At 71.7% G+C, this 24,634-nt stretch carries 16 protein-coding genes; 12 read left to right on the top strand and 4 right to left on the bottom strand.

Annotation, left to right across the window (positions count from 1 at the left end; translation table 11 throughout):
- Nucleotides 1-204 precede the first annotated feature (204 nt).
- Nucleotides 205-1,896, top strand: coding sequence for a sensor histidine kinase (locus CFRA_RS09920; protein ID WP_245797577.1), 1,692 nt, complete (start codon nucleotides 205-207; stop codon nucleotides 1,894-1,896).
- A 106-nt stretch (nucleotides 1,897-2,002) separates the two neighbouring features.
- Here CFRA_RS09920 and CFRA_RS09915 read toward each other — a convergent pair whose 3' ends face one another.
- Complete coding sequence (locus CFRA_RS09915; protein WP_075664519.1) at nucleotides 2,003-2,752, bottom strand: alpha/beta fold hydrolase; 750 nt, start codon at nucleotides 2,750-2,752, stop codon at nucleotides 2,003-2,005.
- 35 nt (nucleotides 2,753-2,787) lie between these two features.
- Nucleotides 2,788-3,213 (bottom strand): HIT family protein, encoded by a 426-nt coding sequence (locus tag CFRA_RS09910; RefSeq protein WP_075664518.1) that lies wholly within the window; start codon nucleotides 3,211-3,213, stop codon nucleotides 2,788-2,790.
- A gap of 34 nt (nucleotides 3,214-3,247) precedes the next feature.
- Here CFRA_RS09910 and purD point away from each other — a divergent pair, with 34 nt between their 5' ends.
- Entirely contained in the window at nucleotides 3,248-4,591 is a 1,344-nt protein-coding gene (gene purD / locus CFRA_RS09905) for a phosphoribosylamine--glycine ligase (RefSeq protein WP_075664517.1), read from the top strand.
- Nucleotides 4,592-5,084: 493 nt separating this feature from the next.
- Here the strand turns inward: purD and CFRA_RS09900 are convergent, their stop codons facing one another.
- Nucleotides 5,085-6,293, bottom strand: a complete 1,209-nt coding sequence (locus CFRA_RS09900; RefSeq protein WP_156888006.1) for a hypothetical protein — start codon at nucleotides 6,291-6,293, stop codon at nucleotides 5,085-5,087.
- A gap of 406 nt (nucleotides 6,294-6,699) precedes the next feature.
- Here CFRA_RS09900 and purB point away from each other — a divergent pair, with 406 nt between their 5' ends.
- The 7 genes from purB (at nucleotide 6,700) to CFRA_RS09865 (ending at nucleotide 17,601) form a co-directional block, all read left to right on the top strand.
- Complete coding sequence (gene purB / locus CFRA_RS09895) at nucleotides 6,700-8,139, top strand: adenylosuccinate lyase (RefSeq protein WP_075664515.1); 1,440 nt, start codon at nucleotides 6,700-6,702, stop codon at nucleotides 8,137-8,139.
- 141 nt (nucleotides 8,140-8,280) lie between these two features.
- Nucleotides 8,281-9,177 carry a phosphoribosylaminoimidazolesuccinocarboxamide synthase gene (locus CFRA_RS09890; protein WP_075664514.1) on the top strand — a complete coding sequence of 299 codons (897 nt, stop codon included), beginning with the start codon at nucleotides 8,281-8,283 and terminating at the stop codon, nucleotides 9,175-9,177.
- 640 nt (nucleotides 9,178-9,817) lie between these two features.
- Nucleotides 9,818-11,176, top strand: a complete 1,359-nt coding sequence (locus CFRA_RS09885) for a class-II fumarase/aspartase family protein (protein WP_075664513.1) — start codon at nucleotides 9,818-9,820, stop codon at nucleotides 11,174-11,176.
- 266 nt (nucleotides 11,177-11,442) lie between these two features.
- Entirely contained in the window at nucleotides 11,443-12,864 is a 1,422-nt protein-coding gene (locus CFRA_RS09880; RefSeq protein ID WP_075665003.1) for a DASS family sodium-coupled anion symporter, read from the top strand.
- 202 nt (nucleotides 12,865-13,066) lie between these two features.
- Nucleotides 13,067-14,032 carry a LacI family DNA-binding transcriptional regulator gene (locus tag CFRA_RS09875; RefSeq protein WP_075664512.1) on the top strand — a complete coding sequence of 322 codons (966 nt, stop codon included), beginning with the start codon at nucleotides 13,067-13,069 and terminating at the stop codon, nucleotides 14,030-14,032.
- A gap of 412 nt (nucleotides 14,033-14,444) precedes the next feature.
- Entirely contained in the window at nucleotides 14,445-16,688 is a 2,244-nt protein-coding gene (locus CFRA_RS09870) for a S9 family peptidase (RefSeq protein ID WP_083666949.1), read from the top strand.
- Between the two features lie 127 nt (nucleotides 16,689-16,815).
- Nucleotides 16,816-17,601 carry a DUF2334 domain-containing protein gene (locus CFRA_RS09865; RefSeq protein WP_075664511.1) on the top strand — a complete coding sequence of 262 codons (786 nt, stop codon included), beginning with the start codon at nucleotides 16,816-16,818 and terminating at the stop codon, nucleotides 17,599-17,601.
- A gap of 356 nt (nucleotides 17,602-17,957) precedes the next feature.
- Here the strand turns inward: CFRA_RS09865 and CFRA_RS09860 are convergent, their stop codons facing one another.
- A complete protein-coding gene (locus tag CFRA_RS09860) occupies nucleotides 17,958-20,840 on the bottom strand; it encodes an ExeM/NucH family extracellular endonuclease (protein ID WP_075664510.1) in 2,883 nt (960 codons plus the stop codon).
- A 301-nt stretch (nucleotides 20,841-21,141) separates the two neighbouring features.
- Here CFRA_RS09860 and purS point away from each other — a divergent pair, with 301 nt between their 5' ends.
- Genes purS through purL form a run of 3 tightly spaced genes read left to right on the top strand, consistent with a single transcriptional unit; the run spans nucleotide 21,142 to nucleotide 24,459 of the window.
- The gene (gene purS / locus CFRA_RS09855) at nucleotides 21,142-21,393 is read left to right on the top strand and encodes a phosphoribosylformylglycinamidine synthase subunit PurS (protein WP_075664509.1); all 252 of its coding nucleotides are present in this window, start codon (nucleotides 21,142-21,144) and stop codon (nucleotides 21,391-21,393) included.
- A complete protein-coding gene (gene purQ / locus CFRA_RS09850) occupies nucleotides 21,390-22,097 on the top strand; it encodes a phosphoribosylformylglycinamidine synthase subunit PurQ (protein ID WP_075664508.1) in 708 nt (235 codons plus the stop codon). The genes purS and purQ overlap by 4 nt, the downstream gene beginning before the upstream one ends.
- A gap of 37 nt (nucleotides 22,098-22,134) precedes the next feature.
- Entirely contained in the window at nucleotides 22,135-24,459 is a 2,325-nt protein-coding gene (gene purL / locus CFRA_RS09845; protein WP_075664507.1) for a phosphoribosylformylglycinamidine synthase subunit PurL, read from the top strand.
- Nucleotides 24,460-24,634: the final 175 nt, after the last annotated feature.

The raw sequence follows: 24,634 nt of genomic DNA, 5'->3' as shown, positions 1-24,634 counted from the left end.
CCGAGCGCCGCATCTGCGGCGCCCGGCGCCGACGCGGGGTCCGGCGTACCCGAAAGTGCCGGCACAGCCGACACCTGGGGAACCCGGATCACCCCGGCGGCGGGCCCCAGCTCCGCGAATGACCCGCAGACCGGCGCCCCGGCTGCCGCCGACGACCGGCAGGCCGGTGTCCGGGGCTCCGGGGACGCGACCGCGGCGTCGGCCATGGCTGACACCGACGACGCCTGGGCCACTGCGCCCACCCGCGTCGACGGCGCCACCGGCACCGCTGATACCACCGGCGTCGACGGCATGGCTGATACCACCGGCGCCACCGGGACAGCCGGCACCGCCGGCTTTGACGGCGTGGTGGGCGCCACCGGCGGCACCGGGACCAGCGGCGCGACCGGCACCGCATCCGCAGGCGCCGCAGGCGCCGAGGGCGCGGAGACCGTAAGGAAGGGCACCCGGCGAAAGGGACGGGGCGTCGGCAAGCAACGGAAACGGGCCCGGTACGGGCGGCGGCGCGCATGGCGTGGCCCCATCGCTGCGCTGAGCACGAGCGTCTCGCTGCGCTTCCTGATCCTGACGCTGATCATCCTGATCTCGGGGGCGGGCCTGTTCGGCTCGTCGATCGCGGTCTCGCAGATCATGCGCGACGCCGTCTACGGGCGCGTCGACGAGGAGCTGCACGACTCGCTCGGCGGCTGGGCCAACAACGCCGAGATCTTCCACGCCGGCGGCGCCGGGGCGCGCCCGCCCAGCGAGTACGTGGTGATCAAGATCTTCCAGGACGGCTCGATGGTCACCTACAACGAGGCCGGCGGCGGGCCGGACCTGGGGCAGGTGCGCCTCGGCGTGGGCATCCAGACCGTCGGCAGCGACCCCGGCACCGGCGACCAGGTGCGTTGGCGCACCATCACCGACAGTCAGCAGGGCGTGACGACGGTCGTGGCGAAGTCGCTCGCCTCCGAGGACGCGATCATGGCGAACCTGAACAACATCCAGGGCCTGATCAGCCTCGTCGCGCTCGCCATGATGGGCGGGCTGGGCTACGTGATGACCACGCGCGCGCTGCGCCCGCTCAGTGAGGTCAAGGAGACGGCCAACGCGATCGCCGCCGGCGACCACGGCCGCCGCCTGCCGAAGTGGAACACCGACACCGAGGTCGGCCAGCTGGCCCGCTCGCTGAACACGATGCTCGAGCGCCTGCAGGCCTCCATCCGTGAGTCGCAGGCCAAGGAGGAGCAGATGCGCCGCTTCGTCGGCGACGCCTCCCACGAACTGCGCACCCCGCTGACCAGCGTGCGCGGCTACGCCGAGCTCTACCGCAGCGGCGCGGTCAGCGACGTCGACATGGTGCTGGGCAAGATCGACGCGGAGTCCAAGCGCATGAGCGTGCTCGTCGAGGACCTGCTGGCGCTCACACGCGCCGAGGGCCAGAAGCTCGAGATGAAGCCCGTCGGCATGCTCGAGCTGTGCCTGTCGGTGGCCAGCTCCGCGCGGGCGGCGTTCCCCGAGCGACACATCGACGTGGACAACCGCATCGACGAGGTGCCCATGGTCGAGGGCGACAAGGACCGGCTGCACCAGTGCCTGCTCAACCTGGTCACCAACGGTCTGCGCCACGGCGGCGACGACGCCGAGGTCACCCTGCGGCTGCGCGAGGACGGGCCGGGACACCTGCTGGTGCAGGTCGCCGACGACGGCCGCGGCATGTCCGCCGAGGACGCCGCGCACATCTTCGAGCGCTTCTACCGGGCCGACACCTCGCGCTCGCGGGCCTCGGGCGGCTCGGGGCTCGGCCTGGCGATCACCAAGTCGCTGGTGGAGAAGCACGGCGGCGCGATCTCGGTGGAGTCCAAGGAGGGCGTGGGCTCCGTGTTCACGATCCGGCTGGCGCGGCTGCCGGAGTAGCGCCGCGGGCCTGCGGGCTGCGGTCGGGCGGTCAGCGCCTTTCGGGGATCCCGCGGGCTCGCGGAGGAGGGGAGCCGCCGGGGAACCGCCCGGGCGGCGCGGCGCGTCAGTCGAGCGCGGCGAGGACCTCGTCGACCAGTTGAGGGAGGTTCTCGTGGCGCACCCCGTGCACGCGCACGAGGTGGAAGGCTGGTGCCGGATCCGGGGCGGCCGCGTCCGCACCGGCCGCGTCCGCACCGGCTGCGTCCGCCGCAGCCCCGCCCGGCCCCTCAGGCGCCCCGGCCAACCCCCGAAGATCCGAGGACGCCTCGGGAACGACGTGATCGGCGTCGGAGACGACCGAGACGACGCTCAGGCCCGCGTCGAAGAGCGAACCCAGCGGTACCGGGAGCCCGGGCACCTCGCCCGGCCGGTCCGTCATGACCTCGGCCGCACCCGCCGAGAAGAACCGCACGATGCCCCGCGCCGGCACCCGGCGCAGCCGCGGATCCGCGAGACGCGCCGGCAGCCCCCGGAAGCAGGCGCCCAGCCCCACCAGGCGGCGCACCGGCACCCCGGCGCCGGCCAGCAGCAGTCCGTGCAGCCCGCCCAGCGAATGACCCACCACGTCGATGGACCCGTCGGGCGATTCAGCGACCAACCTGCGCGCCACCGGCAGCAGTTCGGCCTGCGCCGCGGCCAGCGGCGCCGTGCCGCGCCCGCCGTACGCGGGCGCGCAGACGGTGCGCTGCGCGACGTCGGCAAGCGAAGAGAGGAGCGGGCCGAAGTTCCCCGGCGAGCCGACCGACCCGTGCAGAACCAGCAGCGGGCGCACGCCGGTGGCCCGCGAGACGGCGGGCCCGGGCAGTTCGGGCACGCGCCCGCGGGTGGGGACCAGCCTCAGCAGGGGATTCAGCGCGGGCGACCCTCGGAGTCGGTGTCTAGGGCGGCGCGCAGCTTCTCGGCGGCCTCGTCCATCTTGGCCGGGTCCGTCTTATCGGCGGGGATGGCTGCCGAGAGGTCGTAGCCGGACATGTCGTCGGCCGGGAAGACGTGGATGTGGGCGTGGGGTACCTCGAACCCGGCGATCAGGTAGCCCGCGCGCGCCGAGCCGAACGCCTCGATGACGGCGCGGCCGACGGTCTGGGCGACGTCGTTGAGGTGGGCCCACAGCTCCGGGGCGATGTCCGTCCATTTGTCGACCTGCTCGACCGGCACCACCAGCACGTGCCCGTAGGCGACCGGCTCAATGCTCAGGAACGCGACCGCGCGGTCGTCCCGGTAGACGAAGCGGCCCGGCAGGTCGCCCTCGATGATCTTCGTGAACACGCTACTCATGGCCCTCAGCCTACGGGGCCGTACACTCAGTGTCATGAAAATCCTCGTCATCGGCGCCGGCGCGCGCGAACACGCACTGCTCAAGGGCCTTTCTGCGGACCCCGTCCGCCCCGAACTCCACGTCGCCCCCGGCAACGCCGGCATGGCCGGGACCGCCACGATTCACGACGTCCCGGTGACCGACGCAGGCGGTCTCGTCACCCTGGCCCGTGAGGTCGCCGCAGACCTGGTGGTCATCGGCCCGGAGGCGCCGCTCGTGGCGGGCGTGGCCGATGAGCTGCGCGCCGAGGGCTTCGCGGTCTTCGGGCCCTCGGCGAAGGCGGCCCGGCTCGAGGGCTCGAAGGCCTTCGCCAAGGACGTCATGGCGGCCGCGGGCGTGCGCACGGCGCGGGCCCGGCAGCTGGCCCCGGGCGCGGAGGCGGAGATCGAGTCCGCCCTCGACGAGTTCGGCCCGACCTGGGTGGTCAAGGACGACGGGCTCGCCGGCGGCAAGGGTGTCGTGGTCACCCCCGATCGTGCGGTCGCCCGCGCACACGCCGAGGAGGTGCTCGCCGCCGGCAACCCCGTGCTCTTCGAGTCCTTCCTGGCCGGCCCCGAGGTCTCCCTGTTCTGCCTGGTCGACGGCGAGACCGTGGTGCCGCTGCTGCCCGCGCAGGACCACAAGCGCGCCTACGACCACGACAAGGGCCCCAACACCGGCGGCATGGGCGCCTACTGCCCGCTGCCGTGGCTGCCGGAGGACGGCGTGCAGCGCATCGTCGACGAGGTCTGCCGACCCGTCGCCGCCGAGATGGTGCGCCGCGGCGAGCCGTACTCCGGCCTGCTCTACGCGGGTCTGGCGTGGGGTCCGGAGGGCCCGGCCGTGGTGGAGTTCAACGCCCGCTTCGGCGATCCCGAGACCCAGGCGGTGCTCTCGCTGCTCAAGACCCCGCTGGCCGGGCTGCTGGACGCCGTGGCGCGCGGGAAGCTCGCCGAGCACCCGGCCCTGGAGTGGGAGGACGGCGCGGCGGTCACGGTCGTGCTCGCGGCCGAGGACTACCCGGCCGGCCCGCGCAAGGGCGACGCGATCAGCGGGCTTCCCGAGGACACCGCGGACGCTTACGTGCTGCACGCGGGGACGGCGGCCGGTTCTGCAGACGCTGGTTCCGGGGCCGAGGCCGGTGCCGGTTCTGCGGCGGGGGCCGAGGCCGGTGCCGGTTCTGCCGCGCCCGAGTTCGTCTCCGCCGGCGGCCGGGTGCTGTCGGTGGTGGGCAAGGGCGCGGACCTCGCCGAGGCCCGCGAGCGCGCCTACTCCCTGCTCGAGGGCATCGAGCTGAACGGCTCGTTCTACCGCCACGACATCGGCGCAGCCGCCCTGGAGGGGCGCATCTCGCTCTGATCCCGGTCTGACGGGGAGGGGGCAGGGCCCGGGCGGCCGGTTCCTGCGCTCCCTGTCCGGTGGGCCCGGGCCAGTTTCCTCTGGTCCGGGCCTTCCCGGCCTCCCGATCTGGTCGACGGTTCCTGTCCTGCCCTCCCGACCTGGTCCACGGGTCCTGTCCTGCCTTCCGACCTGGCCCACGGGTCCTGTTCTGCTTGACCGACCTGGTCCACGGGTCCTGTTCTGCCCTCCCGATCTGGCCCACGGGTCCTGTTCTGCACCTGCGGGACGGGTCCGTGGGCATTTTGTGTAGGTTTGTCGGGCTGTCTCTGCGTTTCCGCAGGTCAGATTTCGGGGCCTCGGGCAAACCGCAACAAAATGCCCACGGGGAGGCCGTCGAACACCGACGCTGGTGCTGGTGGTGCGCGTGTGACACGATCGCCGGATCAGGTCGGGGCTGGCACCGGATCAGGTCGGGGCCGGCACCGGATCCGGGTGGGCCGGCACCGGGATTTCACCCGGGGAACCAGGGGTCCCGCTGGCCGTGGCGTCGGCCACGACCGAGGTCCGGCACGAACCCGTCGACCGTCGGCTGATAACCCGGGAACTCCTCGGGGAAGGAATCCATGTAGTCCCGCCTGCGGTCGTAGGGGAGCTTCGGCACGTCCGCGTAGAAGCGGCCGCCCTCACCCGGGCGCACCCGCGTGAAGTGGCGGTCCCGCCCGTAGCGGTACCGCAGCCCCGCCGCCCACTCCTCCATGCTGGGCGGCAGCGACCACCGGGACGGGTCCAGCGCGAGCCCGCGCCCGGCCAACCGCCGGTGCAGATCCACGATCTCGGTGAAGATCTGTCCCCGCCGGAAGGCCGAGGCATCCACGTGACGCAGCGTCAGCCCCGCATTCGTCAGGAGTCGGGCGCGCTCCAGCTCATGGGAGGCCCGCTGCGCGCCGGCCGGCCCCGCGGTCTTCGCCGCGCCCTCGTACTCGACGACCAACCCGGAGTCCGGAAACAGGAAGTCGGCGCGCCCGAGCAACACCCCGCATTCGTCGTAAATCTCAGCCTGCTGCACAGGGTGAAGCCCCAGCTCACGAAGCCGGACACGCAACCTCGTCTCCTGCGGGGACTCGCTCCACGGGCCCGCGAGGGAGGCCACGCGGCGCGCGCGTGCGATGCCGCGCGTCAGGAGGCGCCGGCCGAGGGCCGTGCTGATGGACTCCGGGTTCGCGAGTCCGAGGTGCAGTGCGTGTTCCAGCGGGACGAGGCTGTGCAGGAACCCGTCGAGGCGCGCGGCGTCGAGTGCGCACTGCGTCGGGTCGAGGACCGCGACCCGGTGCCCGCCGATCTCGAGGTACCCGGCCTGTCCGCCGATGTCGCCGGCGGAAGCGGGTGCGGTGAAGATGCGCACGTCGGGGCGGTCGCGGGCGCGGATGTTTTGGGGGAGGAGGATGTCGACGGTGATCTCGCGGTCGGAAACGTGCAGGTGGAGGCCGTTGATCAGTGCGCCCGTCTGTCCCGTGATCACGCTGCCGGGAAGTGAGACCTGCGCCGCGGCGGCCTGGAACATCGCGCGTGCGGGCCGTTTGAGCTCGTGCCACTCGCTCTTCGCCACGAAGACCCCGGGTGCGAGGCGGATCATGCGGCCCGCGCGGTGGTCGGCGTAGATGCGGTTGCGGGCGCGCTTCCCTAGGGCGCGCATGACAAGAAGTTCTCCCCCGAGATCCACAAGTGCACTGAATCACTCCGGGTGGGGTGACGCAACCGGAGAGGCGGGGCGGGGATGGGGTTGGGTGGGTTTCTGGGGTGGGGCGGTGGTCATGGGGCCTTGGGTAGGTGGCTGTGGGGTTCTGGCCTGGGGCCCGTGGGCATTTTGTGTAGGTTTGTCGGGCTGCTTCGGCGTTTGCCCAGGTCAGTTTTCGGGGCCTCGGACAAACAGCAACAAAATGCCCAGAGGGGACCCAAGGGCCTCGGACAAACAGCAACAAAATGCCCAGACGGGCCCCAAAGGGGAGCCCAAAGGGGAGCCCGCGGGACCGGTCCTGCTCTCGCCGGCCCGGGCACACGGGACGCCCGCCCCCACCGCCCACCGCACGGGGTGCACCACGGGGGGTGGGGAGCGGGCGTCGGCAATAATGGGGGACATGGCTGAGAAGAAGCAGATCGCGAATGTCCTGGCGTCCCGCTACGCCTCCCCCGAGCTGACGGAGCTGTGGAGCCCGGAGCACAAGATCGTCCTGGAGCGGCGCCTGTGGATCGCGGTGCTGCGCGCGCAGCGCGACCTCGGCGTCGAGGTGCCCGAGGAGGCCATCGCCGCCTACGAGGCGCAGGTCGGCAACGTCGACCTCGAGTCCATCGCCGCGCGCGAGCGGGTCACCCGCCACGACGTGAAGGCCCGCATCGAGGAGTTCAACGCGCTCGCCGGCTACGAGCACATCCACAAGGGCATGACCAGCCGCGACCTGACCGAGAACGTCGAGCAGCTGCAGATCCACCGCTCCCTGACCCTGGTGCGCGACAAGGCCGTCTCCGTGCTCGCGCGCATCGCCGAGCGCGCCGCCTCCTACCGCGACCTGGTCATGGCCGGCCGCTCCCACAACGTCGCCGCCCAGGCCACCACGCTGGGCAAGCGCTTCGCCTCCGCGGCCGACGAGATGCTCGTCGCCGTCGCCCGCCTCGACGACCTGATCGGCCGCTACCCCCTGCGCGGCATCAAGGGCCCCATGGGCACCGCCCAGGACATGCTCGACCTGCTCGACGGCGACGAGACCAAGCTCGCCGAGCTCGAGCACCGCATCGCCGGCCACCTCGGCCTGGACCGCACCTTCGACTCCGTCGGCCAGGTCTACCCCCGCTCCCTGGACTACGACGCCCTGTCCGCGCTGACCCAGCTCGGCGCCGGTCCCAGCTCCCTGGCCACCACCATCCGCCTGATGGCCGGCAACGAGACGGTCACCGAGGGCTTCAAGGAGGGCCAGGTCGGCTCCTCGGCGATGCCGCACAAGATGAACGCGCGGTCCTGCGAGCGCGTCTGCGGCTTCCAGGTCATCCTGCGCGGCTACCAGTCGATGGCCGCCGACCTGGCCGGCCAGCAGTGGAACGAGGGCGACGTCTTCTGCTCCGTGGTGCGCCGCGTCGCGCTGCCGGACGCCTTCTTCGCCGCCGACGGCATGCTCGAGACCTTCCTGACCGTGCTCGGCGAGTTCGGCGCCTTCCCCGCGATGATCGACCGCGAGCTCGAGCGCTACCTGCCGTTCCTGGCCACCACCCGCATCCTGATGGCCGCCGTGCGCGCCGGGGTCGGCCGGGAGACCGCCCACGAGGTCATCAAGGAGAACGCCGTCGCCGTCGCGCTGGACATGCGCGAGAAGGGCGCCGGCCAGGACCTCGTCGAGCGGCTGGCCGCCGACGACCGCCTGCCGCTGGACAAGGCGCAGCTCGACGCCGCCCTGGCCGATCGCCACGCCTTCATCGGCGCCGCCCAGTCGCAGGTCGACCGCGTGATCGCGCGTGTCGACGAGCTGGCCCAGGCCCACCCGGAGGCCGCCGCCTACCGGGGCCAGGAGATCCTGTAAAACGACGCTTGCCGACGCCGCGCCCACGGCACTGTGGGCGCGGTGCGGCGTGGGGCGGGACGTCGGAAAGCGGGGGAGTGGGTGGTGGCGGGGGCCGCTCCCGATTACCGCGCGCCCGGAGCGGGTAATACACTTCGGTCCATGCGTCCTGACCTCTCCGAGTACACGCACCTGACCGCCGGCAAGGTCCGCGAGATCTACGAGGTGGACGAGGATCACCTGCTGATGCTCGCCACCGACCGGATCTCCGCCTACGACCACATCCTGGACACCGAGATCCCGGACAAGGGTCGGATCCTGACGGCCATGAGCTTCTTCTTCTTCGACCAGATCGACTTCCCGAACCACCTGGCGGGCCCGGCCGACGACGAGCGCATCCCCGAGTCCGCGCTGGGCCGGGCGATGGTCTGCCGCAAGCTGGAGATGCTGCCCTTCGAGTGCGTCGCGCGCGGCTACCTGACCGGTTCCGGCCTGCGCGAGTACAAGGCGACCGGCAGCGTGTGCGGTGTCGAGCTGCCCGAGGGGCTGGGCGAGGCGGACAAGCTGCCCGAGCCGATCTTCACCCCGGCCACCAAGGCCGAGCTGGGCGACCACGACGAGAACGTCTCCTTCGACGTGATGGTGGACAAGCTGGGCCGCGAGCGCGCCGAGGAGGTCCGCGACACCACGCTGAAGGTCTACCGGCAGGCCGCGGCGCTCGCCGAGGAGCGCGGCGTGATCCTGGCCGACACCAAGTTCGAGTTCGGCCTGGACGCCGAGGGCAACCTGGTGCTCGCCGACGAGGTGCTCACCCCGGACTCCTCGCGCTACTGGCCCGCCGAGGGCTACCAGCCGGGCAAGGTGCAGCCGAGCTTCGACAAGCAGTTCGTGCGCGACTGGCTGACCGGCCCGGAGTCGGGCTGGAACCGCGACTCCGACGAGAAGCCGCCGGCACTGCCGGGCTCCGTCGTCGAGGCCACGCGCGACCGCTACGTCGAGGCCTACGAGCTGGTCTCCGGCAAGTCCTTCACCAGCTGGTTCGGCACGGACTCCGAGTAGGGGTTCGTTTCAGGTCGGGGTCGGGGGCTCTCCGGCGCAGCCCGGGTCGGGGGACCTGGGTTGAGCTGAGATCTGGCCTTGGTAGAACCCGGGTTGGGCTGAGATCTGGCCCGGGGCAGGCGGGCTGGGGTCGGGCTGAGCTCTGGCCCGGGTGGGGGACCTGGGTTGGGCTCGGGTTGGGCTGAGGTCTGGCCCGGGTGGGGGACCTGGTTGGGCTTCCGTCGGGCTGGGCCCCGGTTTGGCCCAGCCCGCTCCACCGCCCGCCGTCGGTTTTACCGGCCGCGGGCCGGTAATCCTGAAATGGGGCCTGCATCGCCGCAGGTCAGTAGGCGGGCGCTTTTCGGTTACCGACCGGGGGTCGGTAAATCCGTGCAGAGGCGGGGCTCGGGAGCGGTCCCGGCCGGTCGACGAGCCGGCGTCGGCCACCTGAACCACCTCAGCCACCCCAATCGATAGGGAGCTCTTCGGGGGCTGATTGTGTGTTCCCACGCACATTAGACGGCATACTGTTGACTCTGCACGGACGACATGGATACGATTCCATATGTCAGATGGAAACGATTCCACACGGGCGATCCAGACGCCCGACGTTCCATCCCGCCGAAGTTCACACCGACGTTCCACACGAAGGAGAAACGCAATGTTCCCCACCGACAAGGCCCCGTTCTCGATGCTCTGGCAGTTCGCCGCCAACGACGACCAGCTCGACATCTTCTCCTCCGACTCGACCATCACCGCCTGGCTCGACACCGAGGCCGCCCTCGCGCAGGCCCAGGCCAAGCACGGCGTGATCACCGACGAGGACGCGAAGGCCATCACCGAGGCCGCCGTCCTGGAGAACATGGACCGCGAGCGCCTGTGGGCCGACGCCAAGAATGTCGGCTACCCGATCCTCGGCCTGGTCCGCCAGATCTCCGAGCACCTGCCCGAGGGGCCCAACGGCCGCGTCCACTACGGCGCGACCACCCAGGACATCATGGACACCGCCCTGGCCCTGCAGATGACCCGCTCGCTGGACAAGATCGACGCCCAGCTGCGCCGCCTCGGCGACGCGCTCGCCGAGCGCGCCGAAGAGCACAAGGACTCCGTGATGCCGGGCCGCACCCACGCCCAGCAGGCCATCCCGACCACCTTCGGCGCCACCCTGGCCACGCTGCTCGAGCAGGTCCGCCGCCAGCGCGAGCGCCTCGCCCAGGCCCGCGAGCGCGTCGCCGTGATCTCCCTCTACGGCGCCGGCGGCAACAACGCCGCCCAGGGCGAGACCGCCCCGGCCGTGCGCCACGACATGGCCGAGATCCTCGGCCTGCGCGACCCGCAGATCTCCTGGCACGTCGAGCGCGACGTGCTGGCCGACTTCGGCTGGATCTGCGCGACCGTCTGCGGCACCGTCGCCAAGTTCGGCCGCAACATCGTCGATCTCTCGCGCACCGAGGTCGCCGAGGTCTTCGAGCCCTACAACTCCCACCGCGGCGCCTCCTCGACGATGCCGCAGAAGGTCAACCCGATCTCCTCGGAGCTGATGATCGGCATCTCGACCGTCGCCGGCGCGCTGGCCTCCGCGCTGCCGCGCATCCAGGAGTCCGGCCACGAGCGTGCCGCCGGCGAGTGGCAGGGCGAGTGGTTCCTCATCCCGACGCTGGGCAACCTGGCCGGCGCCGCCGTCGACGAGGCCGTCGTCGTCGCCGAGGGCATGCGCGTCGACACCGAGCGCATGCGCGCCAACCTGGACCTGGACGGCGGTCTGATCATGGCCGAGGCCCAGATGATCCAGCTCGCCCCGGCGCTGGGCCGCGAGAAGGCGCACGACCTCGTCTACGAGGCCTGCACCAAGGCCCGCGAGACCCACACCCACTTCCAGGAGGAGCTGCCGGTCATCGCACGCGAGCACGGCAAGGAGGATCTCCTGCCGGACGAGTTCGTCAAGCCGGAGCACTACGTCGGCGAGGCCGCGCAGATGGTCGAGGAGGCCGTCGCCCGCTGGCGCGGCATGGACGCCTGACCCCGCCCTGAGGAAACACCCACCCAGAACCACCAGGCCAGAGGAGTAGCACCATGAAAAACGGGGAGCCCGGCGCCGACCCGGCCGCCACCACCGGCGCCACCGGCGCCGACCCGGCCGCCGGCACCGCCGGCACCGCCGCCACCGGTGACGCGCCGACCGCGACGCAACCGCCCACGGCGGGGCACGCGGGCGTCGGCAAGCAGACGGCGACGAAGGCGCCGGAGGGCAAGGTCGACGCGCCCGGGCGCGCCCACTGGGTCGACCTGGCCTGGCGCTTCGGCGTCCCGCTGGCCATCTTCGCCGGCCTGTGGTTCTGCCCCCACCCGGAGGCGCTGAGCGACCAGGCCTGGCGGATGTTCGGGCTGTTCGTCGCGACGATCGTGGCGATCATCCTCAAGCCGATGCCGATGGGCGCGGTGACGATCATCGGCATGGTCATCGGCGTGCTCACCGGGCTGATCCCGCTGACGGCGCCGAAGGACGACCCGGGCGCGGCGTACGCGCTGATGGGCTTCGGCAACTCGACGATCTGGCTGATCGTCATGGCGTTCCTGATCTCGCGCGGCTTCGTCAAGACGGGCCTAGGCCGGCGCATCGCGCTCTTCTTCGTCTCGAAGGTGGGCGGCAAGATGATGGGCGTCTCCTACGGGCTGGCGATGGCGGACTTCGTGCTCTCCCCGGCGATCCCCTCGGCCACGGCGCGCGGTGGCGGCATCATGGCGCCGATCATGAAGTCCGTGGCACTGACCTACGAGTCCGAGCCCGGCCCGACCCGGCGGCGCGCCGGCGCCTTCCTGGCGATGAACGTCGGCCAGGTCAACGCCATCACCTGCGCGATCTTCCTGACCGCCATGGCGGGCAACCCGCTGATCGCCTCGCTCGCCGGCCAGCTGGGCGTCGAGATCACCTGGACCAACTGGGCGCTCGGCGCGATCGTGCCCGGCATCGTCGCGCTGATCGTGGTGCCCTACGTGGTCTACCTGGTCTACCCGCCGGAGCTGAAGGAGACCCCGAAGGTCAAGACCATGGCCCAGGGCGAGCTGCGCAACCTCGGCCCGCTCACCTACGGCGAGAAGGTGCTCGCCGGGACCTTCGTGGTGCTGCTGCTCCTGTGGACCCTCGGTGACCTGGTGCTGGGCATCTCCGCGACCACGACGGCCTTCGTCGGCGTGATCATCCTGCTGATCACCTCCGTGCTGACCTGGGAGGACGTCATCCGCGAGAAGGCGGCCTGGGACACCATGGTCTGGTTCGCGGTGCTGTACATGATGGCCACGGCGCTGTCGAAGTTCGGCTTCATCGACTGGATCTCCGAGCTGATCGCCTCCGGCCTGGGCGGCATGCACTGGGGCCTGGCGCTGGTGCTGCTCGTGGTGATCTACTTCTTCAGCCACTACCTGTTCGCCTCGGCGACGGCGCACATCTCCGCGATGTACATCGCCTTCCTCGGCGCGGCCATCGCGCTGGGGGCCCCGCCGCTGATGAGCGCGCTGGTGCTGGCCTACACGTCGAACCTGTTCACCTCGCTGACGCAGTACGCCGGCGGCGCCTCGCCGACCCTGTTCGGCATGAACTACATCCAGGTCGGCGAGTGGTGGCGCACCGCCGCGATCGCCGGCGTCGCCTCGCTGACGATCTGGATCGTGGTCGGCGGTGCGTGGATGAACCTCATCGGGTTCTGGTGAGTGGTCCCGCTTGACGACGTCGCGCGTTGACGCGCCGGGCGGTTCCGCGCCGGGCCCCGGGTTGGTTCCCGGGGCCCGGCGCTCCGCTGCGGCGGGTGCGCCCGTCCCCGCGGGTGCGGGCGCCCGAAAGGGCGAGTCCGAGCGCCCCGGGCGCGCCGACACCCGCCCGGGCCGCGCCGGGCGGCCCGCTAAAATCACCCGGGTGAGCTCGAAACCCTCGTTGAAGGCGGTCGCGGAGTTGGCCGGTGTCGGTTACGGCACGGCCTCCCGCGCGCTGACCGGCAACGGCTACGTCTCGCCGCAGACGCGCGAGAAGGTGCTCGCCGCCGCCCACGAGCTCGACTACCGGCCGAACATCCTGGCCAAGGCGCTCCGCGAGGACCGCACCAACCTCGTCGGCGTGATCCTGCCGGACCTGCTCAACGAGTTCTACTCGGACGCCACGCAGGTCATCCACGAGGAGCTGACCGCCGCGGGCTACCAGATGATCGTCGCCGCGGCCGCCGACGCCGCCGAGCAGGACGCCGTGGTCGACTCCATGATCCAGCACCGCGTCGCCGGCGTCATCCAGGTCCCGGTCCCCGGCGCCCGCGCCACCGACGAGGCGCCCCTGGTGCAGCTCAACCGATCCGACCTCGGCACGGACGTCGCGGCCGTGGTCTGCGACGAGCGCGACGGCTTCGCCCGCCTGGGTCGCCTCGCGCTGCGTCCCGGCGAGCGGGCGGTGGTGCTGCTCGGCCAGGCGGGGCTGTCCACGACGCGGGCGCGCCTGGCCGGCCTCGAGCGGGCGGCCGAGGAAGTCGGGGCCGAGCTCGAGGTCCGCCACGGCGTCTACACCGCGACCTCCGGCTACGACCTGACGGCCGAGGTGCTCAAGGACCCCGCGAGCGCGCCGGGCACGCTGATCGCCGCCTCCCCGCGTCTGATGGCCGGCGCGGTGCGCTGCCTGTGCGACCGCGGCCTGCAGGTCCCCGAGGACATGCGTCTGGCCGGGTTCGACGACCCCGAGTGGTACCGCTTCTTCGGCCCGGGCATCACGGCCTTCGTGCCGCCGCACCGCGAGATGGGCAAGGCGGCGGTCAAGATGCTGCTGGGCCTGATGCGCGGCGAGTCCGGCGGGGTGGTGCGCCTCGACGGCGAGGTCGTCGAGCGCGGCTCCCTCGGCTGAGCGGGGCGCCAGGGCTGAGTGCGGTTCCCGCGGCTGAGCGGGGCCCACCACCCGGCTCGGCGTGCCACCCGACCCACCACGCGGCTGTTACCACCCCGCCGCACACCCGCTCACCGCTGCTTTTACCGGCCGCGGGCCGGTAATCCTGAAATGGGGCCTGCATCGCCGCAGGTCAGAAAGTGGGCACTTTCCGGCTACCGACCGGGGGTCGGTAAATCCGTGCCCGCCTGTGCCGTCGACCCCGCTCGATGCGCCTCGGCCAAACCCCGCCCGACCCGCCACGAGGTCGCCGCGGCGCGCAGCGCGCTGGACCGGCGTCGGCGTGCCGTCTAGCACCCGCGGGCGGGTGCCGTACCCCGGCATGCCCCGCCCCACGTCGCACCCGGCGCGGTGATCACTAGCATCGGGTCCCATGAATTCCTCTCGACCCGATCATCCCGCCGAACCGGTGCCCGCGACCCAGGAGCTGCCCGAGCTCCCCGACGTCGCCGGTGGGCGCGACGCCGCCGGTGGTGCCGAGGTGCCCGCCGCGCCGACCGCTCCGGTGCGCACCGTCGAGCGCCTGCACCACGGCATCAGCTTCATGGACGACTACGAGTGGCTGCGTGACAAGAGCGACCCGGAGACGATCGCCTACCTCGAGGCGGAGAACGCCCACACCGAGGCCGCCACCGCCGGCCTGGAGAAGCTGCGCGGGAACATCTACGCCGAGATCTCCTCGCGCATCAAGCAGACCGACATGTCCGTGCCGCAGCGCTCCGGCGACTGGTGGTACTACGGGCGCACCGAGGAGGGCCGCGACTACGGCTTCTCCTGCCGCATCCCGGTGGACAAGGAGGCCGATCCCTGGACCCCGCCGGTCATCCCGGAGGAGGGCCGCCCCGAGGGCGAGCAGATCATCCTCGACCTCAACGAGCTGGCCGAGGGCCACGAGTTCTTCGCCCTCGGCGCCTCCTCGGTCACCGACTCCGGGCGGCTGCTGGCCTACTCCGTGGACACCGCCGGCGACGAGCGCTTCGAGCTGCGCGTGAAGAACCTGGAGACCGGTGAGCTTCTCGAGGACCGCCTCGAGAACATCTTCTACGGCGCGGCCTGGGCCGGCGAGGACTTCCTCTTCTACACCACCGTCGATGACGCCTGGCGGCCCGACGCCGTGTGGCGCCACCGGCTGGGCACCCCGCAGTCCGAGGACGTCTGCGTCTTCCGCGAGGACAACGCCCGGTTCAACGTCGGTGTCGGCTCGACGCGTTCGCGCAAGTACATGTTCATCGTCACCAGCTCGAAGCTGACCACCGAGGCGTGGGTCGCCCCGGTCGACGAGCCGGAGTCCGAGTTCAAGGTGCTCTGGCCGCGCCGCGACGGCGTCGAGTACGACGTCGACCACGCCGTCGTCGGCGGTGTGGACCGCTGGGTGGTCACCCACAACGCCACCGGCCCGAACTCCGCGGTGGCCGAGTGCCCGGTGGGCACGCTCGGCGACGAGCTGCCGGCCTTCGAGGACATGCACGAGCTGGTTGCGCACAGCGAGTCCGCCCGTGTCGAGGGCGTGGACTGCTACCGCGACCAGATCTTCCTGGGCTACCGCGCCGAGGGCATCGGACGCGCGGCGGTGATGCGGCTGACCGGTGAGGTCGACGAGCGCGGCTTCGGCAGCTTCGAGGAGATCACCTTCGACGAGGAGCTCTACACCGTCGGCGTGGTGGGCAACCCCGAGTGGGACGCGCCGGTGGTGCGCCTGTCCTACGGCTCGTTCACCACCCCGGCGCAGCTGCTGCAGTACCGGGTCGCCGACGGCGAGCGGACGCTGCTCAAGCAGCAGGAGGTCCTCGGCGGCTACGACCCGTCGCGCTACACCGCCTACCGGCTGTGGACCACGGCCTCGGACGGCGCGGAGATCCCGGTCTCGGTGGTGCACCGCACCGACGTCGACCCGCTGGCCGAGCCGCGCCCGACGCTGCTCTACGGCTACGGCTCCTACGAGTCGGCCACGGACCCGGCGTTCTCGGTCTCGCGGCTGTCGCTGCTGGACCGCGGGATGGTCTTCGCCATCGCGCACGTGCGCGGCGGCGGCGAGATGGGGCGTGCCTGGTACGACCACGGCAAGCAGCTGGAGAAGAAGAACACCTTCACCGACTTCATCGCGGTCGCCGACGACCTCATCGACCGCGGCATGACCGCCCCGGACCGCCTGGTCATGGAGGGCGGCTCGGCCGGCGGCATGCTCGCCGGCGCGGTGGCGAACATGGCCGGCGACCGCTTCCGCGGCATCCTCGCGGTGGTGCCCTTCGTCGACCCGCTGACCTCGATGCTCATGCCGGAGCTGCCGCTGACGGTCACTGAGTGGGACGAGTGGGGCGACCCGCTGCACGACCCGGAGGTCTACCGCTACATGGCCTCCTACGCGCCCTACGAGAACGTCGAGCCGAAGGACTACCCGGACATCCTGGCGGTGACCTCGCTCAACGACACCCGCGTGCTCTACGTCGAGCCGGCGAAGTGGATCGCGCGCCTGCGTGCGACGGCCCGCGGCAACTTCCTGCTCAAGACGGAGATGTCCGCCGGCCACGGCGGTGTCTCGGGACGCTACGCCCGCTGGCACCAGACGGCCTTCGAGTACGCCTGGATCGTGCACGAGGCCACCGGCCTGCGCGCCTGACGCCACCGGCCTGCGCTGCTGACGCCCCGGGGCTGACGCTCAGCGGGCGGGGGATGCGCCTCGCCCGAGCTACGACCTCCCCGCCTCGCCGCGACAGGAGCGGCCGCGGGTGGGATAATCGCGTCCCATGAACGGTCGGCTGTTGGTGTCCATCTCATCCATCTTCCGCGACACCCTGCCTGCTGCGGCCCGCACGCTCGCTGACCTCGACGCCGAGGGACTGACCACGAGCCTCTTGATCGCCCCGCACATCGACGGCGACTGGCACCTGGCCAAGGACCCGGAGACGCTCGACTGGGTGCGCGCGGAGCGCGACGCCGGGCGGGCGATCCTGCTCAACGGCTTCGACCAGGCCGTCCAGGGCCGCCGGGCGGAGTTCGACCACCTGCCCGCCCACGAGGCCCGCCTGCGGCTGAAGGGCGCGACCCGGCAGATGGCGAGCCTCGGCGTGGTCACGGACCTGTTCGCCCCGCCCCGCTGGCGGCTGTCACCCGGCACCCTCGAGGTCGCCGACGAATTCGGCTTCCGCCTCATCGGCTCCACCCGCGGCGTCTACCTGCGCGAACCGGACCCGGCCGACCCCGACGCGAGTGCCGGCGGCCCGGACGACGGGAACTCCGCCGAGCCGGACGAGAACGACAAGAACGACGCCGGGCCGTGGCGCCTGGTCTCTTCGCGCAACCTCTCAGTCGGCGAGGGCTTCGGCTCGCCCGGCTGGTGGCGCCGTAACATCATCAAGGCCGCGCGCCGCGGTGCGCGGAAGGGCAACACGATCCGCCTCTCGGCCTCCGCGCGCAACCTCTCCGAGCAGAAGGTCGCCCGCGACTTCGTGGCCGCCGCCGTCGCCGCCGCAGAGGGTGGCGCCCGCCCGGCCTCCTACGCGGAACTCACCGCGCAGGCCCCCTCCAATTGACGACGTCCCGCTGCTCCCCGTCGCCGTGCCCCGCGCCGTGGGCGGTGCGCAGCGGCGGTGCCCCGCGCCGTGGGTAGTGCGCAGTGGCGGTGCTGCACACCGCCGCGTCTGGGTTCCGTGGATCCTGGAGGACCAGCGGCCCGGATGAATGATCCCGGGGAAGCGACGGCCCGGATTACTGATCCCGGGGAAGTGGTGGCCCGGATGAATGACAGATAACTGAGGCGCGCCCGGTACGAGAAACTTCTCGTGCCGGGCGCGCCGGGTTTCACGCTGGCGGTGAGCCGGGCTCCGGCCGACGGTGAGTCGGGTTCACGCGTGTGGTGAGCCGGCGGGCCCGCCGACTCACCGGTGCGTCAGAGGCGGAAGCCGGTCAGACGCTCGATCTGGTCGCGCAGCTCGGCCGGGGCGAACTGCTGGAACGCCCAGACGAAGATGCCGCCGATGCCGAGGACCGCGATCAGGGCGCCGAGGACGCCCAGGGTCGCGGAGCTGCCGACCGAGAGCTCCGAGGAACCGCTCGAGCCGTCGCCCGGCTCGTCGTCACCGGGCTTGCCGCCGTCACCGGGGTCCTGGCCGTCGTCGCCGGGGTCCTGGCCGTTGTCCGGGTCGTCCGTGGAGCCGGAGGACTTCAGGTTGAAGCCGACCTTGACCGGGTCGTGATCGGAGGCGCGGAAGACGATGTTCTCCGGGTCGTCCTGGTAGAAGTCGACGACGTTGTAGTTGCGTCGCGAGTACTCGAAGGCCAGCGGCTCATCGGCGTTGATGTCCCAGACCTCCGCGTCGACGACGCGGTCCATCGCCGCGGCGTTGCCCAGCGCGTGGTCGAGCGAGCCGAGTCGCGCGGAGAACTGGTAGGAGATGCCGGCGTCGTGCTTCTCGGCGATGTTGGTGTAGCCGCCGTGCTCGAGCACGGCCAGGGTGCGCTCCTTGGAGTAGGAGTTCAGGTCGCCCAGGATGAAGGTCGGGGTGTCCGCCCAGTCCTCCTGCTCCTCGAGGTGCTTCAGCAGGGCCTCGGCCTGGCGGGCGCGGACGTTCGGGTTGTTGCCCTGGCCGTCGCCGGAGTCGGCGTCGTTGTTGGCCACCGAGCCCTTGGACTTGAAGTGGTTGACCACCGCGACGAAGCTGTCGGTCTCGTCGTTGCCCTCGGACTCGGTGCCCTCAGCACCGTCGTCGGCAGCGGCGTCATCGGAACCGCCGGCGCCGGCCGGGCGGAACTCCTGGGCCAGCGGCTGGCGGGCCAGGCCGGTGAAGGCCGCGTCATCGAAGATGCGCGACTCGCCGACCGGCTCGACGGTGTCCGGGTTGTAGATGAAGGCGGTGCGGATGACGTCCTCGGCAGTGCCGGTCTTCTCCGGGGAGGGCACGTAGGCCCAGTTGCCGCCGGCGGCGTTCAGCGCGTCGACCAGGCGGGCCAGTGCCTCGTCGCGACGCTCCTTCGAACCGGTGACCGAGTAGGTGTTCTCGATCTCCTCGAGGCCCAGCACGTCGACGTCGAGGCGGTTGATCGCCGCGACGATCTTGCGCTCCTGGTCACCGAAAGCCTCGGCGGTGTAGGCGCCGCGCACGGTGCAGCCGCGCGCGGTGACCGGGTTGCCCTCCCGGTCGTCGTAGGACTGGCAGTTGTGATCGGCGCCCAGCGAGGTGAAGTAGTTGAGCACGTTGAAGCTGGCGATCGAGTAGTCGCCCTCGACGGAGTCGACCGCCTCGAGCGCGGCCGGACGCGAGTCCTCCCACGTGATCGGCAGGTCGGCGCCGGCGGTGTTGCCGGTCACCGGTGCGGTCGGCTGCAGCGACCACGCGTCGAAGCGGTAGTCGAGGACCACCGGGTGGGCGAAGTCCACCGCGTCGCCGGTGCGCAGCGACTTGATCGTCTGCGCGTCGTCCTGCGCGATCCAGGGCAGCGGGGTCGCCTGGTCGCCGCGCAGGTAGTTGCGCGAGCGGCCGTCGTCGAGCACCAGCACCTCCTCGGCCTGCTCCTCGGTCAGCTGCTGGACCGGCGAGTCCGCGTCCGTGTCCGGCTCGTGGACCTCGGTGGCCTGCAGGTACGGCTCGTCGCCGGTGGCCAGCTGCACGGTGCCGAACTGGTTGAGGTTGTAGTTGCCGGTCACCGTCATGTCGCCGGTCGGCTTGACCAGCATGCCCTCGAAGGCCTCGCGGGCCTCGTCGCCGGCGGGCACGGCGTCGATCTCCAGGGCGACGACGGGCTCGAGGTCCTCGACCGGCTCGACGTCGGTGGCCTTGATCTGGGTCAGCCCGTAGTGCTCACCGGCGGTGCCGGTCACGGCCACGGAGGCGCCGACCTCGGGCAGCTCCTTGCCGGAGCCGGTGTAGACGAACAGGCCGTGGGAGGCGTCGCCGGACTTCGGGGCCTCGGAGCCGGTGCCCGGGTCCTGCAGGTAGAAGCCGTCGAAGCCGCCCTCGGGGTAGGCCGCGGTGACCACGCCCTCGACGGTGACGGTCTCGCCGTCCAGCGGGGTGGTCTCCCCGGTGCCCTGGACGTCGGCGGCGGTGACGCGCTCGCCCGGCTCGACCGGGGTGGAGCCGTCGTCACCATCGTTACCGTCGTCGCCCGGCTCCGTGGCGTCGTCCGAGGCCTGCGGGGTCGGGGTGCCCACGGTGAAGTCGGCGGAGTTGTCGTCGGTGTCCACGCCCTCCTCGGTGCGCTGCACCGAGGTGCTGTTCGAGGTGGCGCCGGCCGGCGCGCCCTCGAAGTTCTGGGCGGAACCCCAGCCGACCAGGTCGACGACCTCGCCGGAGGCGTCGGTCAGCTCGGCGATGGCCTGTTTGGCGGCGAAGTTGAAGCCCGCCTCGAGGTCGACGCCGGGCAGCTGCTCACCGTTGTCGCCGCCGTCACCGGCGATCAGCAGGTGGCCGCCGGCCGGTACCTCGCCGGTCAGCGTCGTCGCGGTGCCCGAGTTGCCCTTGGTGGACTGCTGGTCGAGGGTCCAGCCCTCGACGCTGATCGGCTCGTCGGTCGGGTTGAAGAGCTCGACGAAGTCTCGGTTGAACTCGGCGCCGGAGTTGCCCCCGCCGCTGTAGACCTCGTTGATGACCACGTTGGAGCCGTCCGGCGCGGCCACGGCCTGCGGGACGACGATCGAGCCGGCGGCCGCCGTCACCGCCGCCGTCAGGGCGGCGGTGACGGTACGGCGCACCGGGCGGCGCAGGGGACGGCGCACGGTGGGGGAGACGGGACGTCGGAAATCGGAGGAGGGGGAGGGGCGCGGGGGCGTCATGTATTCACGCTTCCTGTGAGCTGTCGTGGGACCAGCTCATTGTCAGCCTTCAGGCGGCTGACGGCAGCGTGTACGGAGAGCATGAGCGCACGCCGCCAGCGCGTTCACCCCCGGGGCGGGAAGAATTCCGCCGCGGGCCAGCCGGGAGCCACCGCAGGTTCACCCCCGCGCGGCCCACCCCGGCCCGCACGGGTGGTCCGGCGCGGGGTGCGCGAGGCGGACGGGGCTTAGTTTCCGCAGCACCGGGGCGGTAGGCTCTGTGACGTACCGATACCTGCGAAGCCCAAAAAAGGGGAGACCTGTGGCCCGTGTAGTAGTCAATGTCATGCCCAAGGCGGAGATCCTGGACCCCCAGGGCCAGGCCGTCGTCCGCGCCCTGCACCGCACCGGCGTCGAAGGCGTCGCCGACGTGCGCCAGGGCAAGCGCTTCGAGCTCGAGGTCGACGACTCCGTCGACCGCGCCGAGCTGGAGAAGGTCGCCGAGACCCTGCTGGCCAACACCGTCATCGAGGACTTCGAGGTCGTCGTCGAGGCCGCGGGGGAGGCGCAGTGACCGCGCGCATCGGAGTCATCACCTTCCCCGGCACCCTCGACGACGTCGACGCCGCGCGCGCCGTGCGCTACGCCGGTGCCGAGGCCGTGGCGCTCTGGCACGCCGACGCCGACCTCAAGGGCGTCGACGCCGTGGTGGTGCCCGGCGGCTTCTCCTACGGCGACTACCTGCGCAGCGGCGCGATCTCCGCGATCGCGCCGGTGATGGGCGCCGTCGTCGAGGCCGCGGGCAAGGGCATGCCGGTGCTGGGCATCTGCAACGGCTTCCAGATCCTCACCGAGGCGCACCTGCTGCCCGGGGCGCTCACCCGCAACCAGAACCTGAGCTTCCACTGCGTGGACACCGTGCTCCGCGTCGAGAACACCGACACCGCCTGGACCCACGGCGTCGACGCCGACTCGGTCTCCGGCTCCGGCTCGGTCTCCGGCGACGGCGCCGGCATCCTCATCCCGGCCAAGCACGGCGAGGGCCGCTTCCAGGCCTCCGCCGAGACGCTCGCCGAGCTCGAGGGCGAGGGGCGCGTGGTGTTCCGCTACACCGACAACTTCAACGGCTCGATGAACTCGATCGCCGGGATCTGCAGCGCCAACGGCCGCGTCGTCGGCCTCATGCCGCACCCCGAGCACGCCATCGACCCGCTGACCGGCCCGTCCACGGACGGCCTCAAGCTGTTCGTCTCCGCGGTCGGCACCATCGCCGCCTGACCGTCGCGCCCGAAGCCCGAAGGGAGTTCCCCACACCATGACCGTCAACAACGACACCGTCGCCGCGGCGCAGGCCGACCCGCACGCCGAGCAGCCCTACCGCGAGCTCGGCCTCAAAGACGACGAGTACCACCGCATCAAGGAGATCCTGGGCCGGCGCCCCACCGACGCCGAGCTCTCCGTCTACTCCGTGATGTGGTCCGAGCACTGCTCCTACAAGTCCTCCAAGGTCCACCTGCGCTACTTCGGTGAGACCACCACCGACGAGATGGCCGAGAAGATCCTCGCCGGCATCGGCGAGAACGCCGGCGTGGTCGACATCGGCGACGGCAACGCGGTGACCTTCCGCGTCGAGTCGCACAACCACCCCTCCTACGTCGAGCCGCACCAGGGCGCAGCCACCGGCGTGGGCGGCATCGTCCGCGACATCATGGCCATGGGCGCCCGCCCGATCGCCGTGATGGACCAGCTGCGCTTCGGCCCGGCCGACGCCGCCGACACCCAGCGCGTGCTGCCCGGTGTGGTCGACGGCATCTCGCGCTACGGCAACTGCCTGGGCCTGCCCAACATCGGCGGCGAGACCTCCTTCGACGCCACCTACGCCGGCAACCCGCTGGTCAACGCCCTGTGCGTGGGTACCCTGCGCTCCGACGACCTGAAGCTGGCCTTCGCCTCCGGCACCGGCAACAAGGTCATGCTCTTCGGCTCGCGCACCGGCCTCGACGGCATCGGCGGCGTGTCCGTGCTGGCCTCCGACACCTTCACCGAGGGCGCCGAGCGCAAGCTCCCGGCCGTCCAGGTCGGTGACCCCTTCGCCGAGAAGGTGCTCATCGAGTGCTGCCTCGACCTCTACTCCGCCGGCGTGGTCGTCGGCATCCAGGACCTCGGTGGCGCCGGCCTGGCCTGCGCGACCAGTGAGCTGGCCGCCAACGGCGACGGCGGCATGCGCATCAACCTGGACAACGTCCCGCTGCGCGCCAAGGACATGACCGCCGCCGAGATCCTGGCCTCCGAGTCCCAGGAGCGCATGTGCGCCGTGGTCACCCCGGAGAACGTCGAGCGCTTCCGCGAGATCTGCGCCCACTGGGACGTCACCTGCGCCGAGATCGGCGAGGTCGCCCCCGGCGAACGCCTGGTCATGACCCACCAGGGCGAGGTCGTCTTCGACGCCCCGGCCCACACCATCGCCGACGACGCCCCGCAGTACAACCGCCCCTGGGCCCGCCCGGCCTGGCAGGACGAGCTGCAGGCCCATCAGCCGGTCGAGCGGCCGGCCGACCTGGCCGAGGCGCTCAAGAAGATGGTCGCCTCCCCGGCGCTGTGCTCGCGTGCGCACATCACCGAGCAGTACGACCGCTACGTGCGCGGCAACACCGTCAAGGCACTCAACTCCGACGCCGGTGTGCTGCGCATCGACGAGGAGACCGGCCGCGGCGTGGCCGTCGCCTCCGACGCCTCCGGCCGCTACACCAAGCTCGACCCGAACACCGGCGCGCGCCTGGCGCTGGCCGAGGCCTACCGCAACGTCGCCGTCACCGGCGCCCGCCCGGTCGCCGTGACCAACTGCCTGAACTTCGGTTCCCCCGAGAACCCCGACGTGATGTGGCAGTTCCGCGAGGCCGTCCACGGCCTGGCCGACGGTGCCCAGGAGCTGGGCATCCCGGTCTCCGGCGGCAACGTCTCCTTCTACAACCAGACCGGTGACGAGCCCATTCTGCCGACCCCGCTCGTCGGCGTGCTCGGCGTGATCGACGACGTCGCGGACGCCACCGGCCACGACCTGGGCAGCGTGCCCGAGCCCGAGTACATCTACGTGCTGGGAAAGACCCACGAGGAATTCGGCGGCTCCGTCTGGCAGGAGGTCTCCGGCGGCGGGCTCAACGGCCTGCCCCCGCAGGTCGACCTCGCCGACGAGGAGCGCCTGGCCGACTTCTTCGTGCCGGCCGCCGCCCACGGCCTGCTCACCGCCGCGCACGACTGCTCCGAGGGCGGCATCGCCCAGGCCGTCGTCGAGATGGCGATGCGCTCCGGCCTGGGTGTGGACCTGGACCTGACCGCGGTGCACGAGGAGCTGTTCACCGCGCTGTTCTCCGAGTCCGCCTCGCGCGCGGTCATCGCGACCACCGCCGACCGTGCCGACGCCGTCGAGAGCCTGCTCGGCGAGGCCGGCGTGCCGTTCATCCCGGTGGGCAAGACCGTCGCCGACTCCCGTGAGCTGAAGGTCACCGGCGAGGACGACGCGTTCACCGCCGACCTGGACGAGCTGACCGAGGCGTGGGCCGCGACCCTGCCCGACCTGTTCGACCACGCCGTGGGCGCGAACTCGAACCCCGAGGAGCTCGAGGAGCTCGAGGAGCTGTAGGGAAGCGGGGCGGTCCCGGGGGTTCGTGGTCCGGGATGGTTCCGAAGTGGTGCCCCCGGGGCGCTTCCGGGCAGCGGCCCCGGGGCGCTCCGGAGAGATGCTGCCGGGGTAGTCCATGGGGCGCCGTTCCCGAAGGCGAGCCGCCGTGCCGGAGACCGGTGCGGCGGTTTTCGCG

This window comes from Corynebacterium frankenforstense DSM 45800 (assembly GCF_001941485.1).
Lineage (GTDB): Bacteria > Actinomycetota > Actinomycetes > Mycobacteriales > Mycobacteriaceae > Corynebacterium > Corynebacterium frankenforstense.
Note: the sequence above shows the minus strand (reverse complement) of the source record. Positions and strands in the feature narration are given on the sequence as shown.